The sequence below is a fragment of the Rhodococcus sp. 7Tela_A2 genome (genome assembly GCF_049311045.1).
Taxonomy (GTDB): domain Bacteria; phylum Actinomycetota; class Actinomycetes; order Mycobacteriales; family Mycobacteriaceae; genus Rhodococcus.
On the sequence record NZ_JAXION010000199.1, the window covers coordinates 1 to 3,540 of the forward strand.

The following is a 3,540-nucleotide window of genomic DNA, read 5'->3' on the forward strand; positions in this document are numbered from 1 at the left end:
GGGATAGCTGCCGGGCGGGGGATAGTCGCCTCCCGACGGAGGTGGAGGATATCCGCCCGGGGGCGGGTAGTTCCCACCCTGCGGCGGATAGGGATCGCCACCCGGATTCTGGGGGTCTTTGCTCGGGTCGTAGCCGCCGGTAGTCATCGGTGCCCTCTCCGCAGGAGTGGATGAACGCCTGCTCCACCGCAGAGTACGTGTCCTTCAGCCGAAAAGCACCACTTCGGTCCTCCGTTCACCCCGCCTCACACGCCACGATCGGGATGGAAAACCCACGGCTCGCGGGGCATTCGCGCGGGGTCCCAGCGGTCCAGCAGCAACGGCAGTGTCACGGGTTCACCTGGGTCCGCCAGACGCAGCGACACGGCGATCGTGCCCAGCACGTCTGCCGCGGACCGGCCCGCTGCTTCCTGGTCGGAGAGCGTCACCGCACCGTCCCGCTTCGCGAGCCGCTTGCCTTCCTCGTTCAGTGCGAGCGGCACGTGCGCGTACTGCGCCACCGGGAGGCCGAGCAGGGTGGCCAGATACGCCTGCCGCGGAGCCGAGGTGAGCAGATCGTCTCCGCGTACCACCTGGTCCACGCCTTGGGCGGCGTCGTCGACGACGACGGCGAGGTTGTAGGCGGGAGTCCCGTCGTTGCGGCGCAGTACGAAGTCGTCGACGATCCCGGTGAAGTCGCCGTGCAGGACGTCGTGGACGGTGAACCACTGCTCGGTGGAACGGAGTCGGATCGCCGGTGGGCGATCGGCGGTACGTTTTGCGTTCCGCTGGTCCTCGGTGAGGTCACGGCAGGTGCCGGGGTATGCGCCGGCCGGGGCGTGCGGAGCCGATGTGGCCTGCTGGATCTCCCGTCGCGTGCAGTAACACTCGTAGGTGAGACCGGCACGGGTGAGGCGGTCGATTGCGTCCTCGTACAGACGGATTCGACGGGACTGGTGCACAACCTGACCGTCCCAGTCGAGACCCAGTGCCGCGAGATCCGCGAGTTGCCGTTGTTCGGCGCCGGGGCGGACCCGGTCGAGATCCTCCACGCGCAGCAGGAACCGCCGATCCGTCGAGCGTGCGAACAACCATGCCAGCACGGCGGTCCGGAGATTGCCGAGATGCAGGTCGCCCGACGGGCTGGGCGCGAACCGGCCCGCCCCTGCGGTGGCGGGCTCCGGTCGTTCTGTGGGATGTGACATCGGTGTACTCCGCCGAGCCGGGCTCAGTGCGCGTCCGCGCCGTGCAGGGCGAGCTGGATCTGCGTGTGCAGGGCGTGCGTCAGGTATTCGCGCGGGTAGAGATCCGGGCTCGATGCGGCATCGAGCGCGAGACCGTGCACCGCGGCGAGGAGGAGCGTTGCGCGCGTCTCCGGGTCTGGGGCGCCCAGCCTGATCAATACGGTTGCGATGCCGGTGCGAACGGTGAACAGCGTCGAACTGCGGATCCCGCTCAGCGACGGGGACGTGACTGCGCGGACGGCGAACGCAGCCATCACGTGGACCTCGCTGCCGCGTTGCTCGTCGAGCGGCAGCAACTGGCTGAGCGCGGCGAACAGCGTCCGCGCCGGGTCGATGTCGGGATCGACGTTCGCGAGGCGGGTGAGTACCCGGTCGGATAGGGCGCGGAACGAATAGGCGAGCATCTCGTCTTTCGTCGGAAAGTGATGCTGCACCGCGCCGATCGATACGCCGGCCTCGTTGGCGACTTCGCGCACGCTGGCCGCTTCGAGTCCACTGCGTGCGGCAACTTCGAGCAGTGCCGCAGCGAGCCTGGTGGGGCTGGTGGTGGCGTAGGGGCGGGCGCGCATGGATGCACCGTAGCGGAGCGGGCGACCGTACGAACGTACGGGGATAACGCTCCGCGCCGATCCGGATCTCGCTGTCACGCCGTCTTCTTCACTTCCGGCGAGCGAAGGAACCGCACCGCCACGGCGAGCGCGGCGGCGACCGCGGTCGCGATCCAGAGGGCGTGCAGGCCGAACAGATGATGCGCGAGGGCTCCGAGCAACCCTCCCGCCACCAAGCCTCCCCATCGGCCGAGGTAGGGCAGCCAGCCCCAGCGTGGGCCGCCGAAGAATGCGGACGCTATCTCGTGCCCGATCTTCACGAGCGCACCGGTCATGTAGGTGAGGGCAACGGTTGCCTCGCCTTTGCGCCGGAACACGGAATTCTCGACGCCCATCGCCAGCGTCATCGCCGTCACTGCCACCGGTATCCACCCGGGTATCGCGCTCAGCGAACCGATGGCGAGCAGCACCGCGACGGTGACGAGCACCGCAGTTTTCCGCGTTCTGCGGTCGCGGTCGGTGAGTTCCGCGATGACGCCACCCAGAATCACCCCGATCACGAAGAGGACAACGATGCCCCCGATCAGAGCAGCCGTGCGCCATGAGGCGTCGGCCGTTTCGACGGCGAACCGTGTGGAGTTGCCGCTCATGAAGGAGACGAACACACCACCGAGGGTGATGAACCCGAGAGCATCGACGAACCCCGCAAGTGCCGACAGGGCCACCGTGAGTGCCTGCAGCTCTCTGTTGTTTTCGGGCACGGGGCAATAGTAGGACCGAACCCGTCGCCGGGACCCCGTTGTAACGGCACAGCGTCCGGTCGGCGATGAGCAGGGGGCACCCGGCCTCACCTTTCTCAGGAGCTTCTGCATGGCATCACCCCGCACGTCGTCCGGCTTTCGCGCGCTTGTCGCGGCGACGGTCGCAGGGTTCGTTCTGGTGGGCTGCGGTGGGGTGGAGGAGGACACCGCGTCGGCCGTCCCCGCCGTCGCGGCCACAGACCGGTCGACGACGGAACGGGTCGCGCCGGCCCCGACCACCCCTCCAGCGCCGACCGCGCCGAGCACCGCGCCGCCGGCCGTGTCCGAGGACACCTCGTCGATGTCGGCGGCCCTGTCCCGGTTGACAGAGATACCGATCAAGGGACGCGCCCCGAAGACGGGCTACGACCGCGACCTGTTCGGTCAGGCGTGGAGTGACGACGTGTCGGTCGAGTTCGGGCACAACGGCTGCGACACCCGCAACGACATCCTGCGCCGTGACCTGGTCGACATCGCCTACAAGCCCGGCACCCGCGACTGCGTCGTCGCGTCCGGCACGCTGCACGATGTCTACACCGGCACCACGATCGCGTTCACTCGTGGTCAGGACACGTCCACCGCAGTGCAGATCGACCACGTCGTTGCGCTATCGGATGCCTGGCAGAAGGGTGCGCAGCAACTGGATCCCGAGACGCGCGCGAACTTCGCGAACGATCCACGGAATCTTCAGGCGGTCGACGGTCCCACCAACTCGCGCAAGGGCGACGGCGACGCCGCGACCTGGCTGCCGCCGCATCGCCCGTACCGCTGTACGTATGTCGCACGTCAGGTCCAGGTCAAGGCCGAGTACGGGTTGTGGGTGACTCAGGCCGAGCACGATGCGATGGTCAGAATCCTCACCGAATGTGGCGGCACGGCAACAGGAGTCGCAGCCGGTTCCGCCGGGACCGACACCGCGACGCCGGTGCCGACGACGGTCGCTCCCCAGCCCCAGCCCCAGCCCCAGCC

4 protein-coding genes are annotated in these 3,540 nt (G+C 68.4%); 1 reads left to right on the forward strand and 3 read right to left on the reverse strand.

Translation table 11 applies throughout. The features are described 5' to 3' along the window. Positions 1-245 precede the first annotated feature (245 nt). From gluQRS to TVH25_RS21065, 3 genes are all read right to left on the reverse strand, one after another. Positions 246-1,184 carry a tRNA glutamyl-Q(34) synthetase GluQRS gene (gene gluQRS / locus TVH25_RS21055; RefSeq protein WP_169622555.1) on the reverse strand — a complete coding sequence of 313 codons (939 nt, stop codon included), beginning with the start codon at positions 1,182-1,184 and terminating at the stop codon, positions 246-248. A gap of 23 nt (positions 1,185-1,207) precedes the next feature. Continuing rightward, complete coding sequence (locus TVH25_RS21060) at positions 1,208-1,792, reverse strand: TetR/AcrR family transcriptional regulator (protein ID WP_169622556.1); 585 nt, start codon at positions 1,790-1,792, stop codon at positions 1,208-1,210. A gap of 74 nt (positions 1,793-1,866) precedes the next feature. Further along, positions 1,867-2,532, reverse strand: coding sequence for a YoaK family protein (locus TVH25_RS21065; RefSeq protein WP_296550908.1), 666 nt, complete (start codon positions 2,530-2,532; stop codon positions 1,867-1,869). Between the two features lie 109 nt (positions 2,533-2,641). Here TVH25_RS21065 and TVH25_RS21070 point away from each other — a divergent pair. Beyond that, on the forward strand, positions 2,642-3,540 hold an 899-nt coding region (locus tag TVH25_RS21070; protein WP_422425390.1), incomplete at its 3' end, for an HNH endonuclease family protein.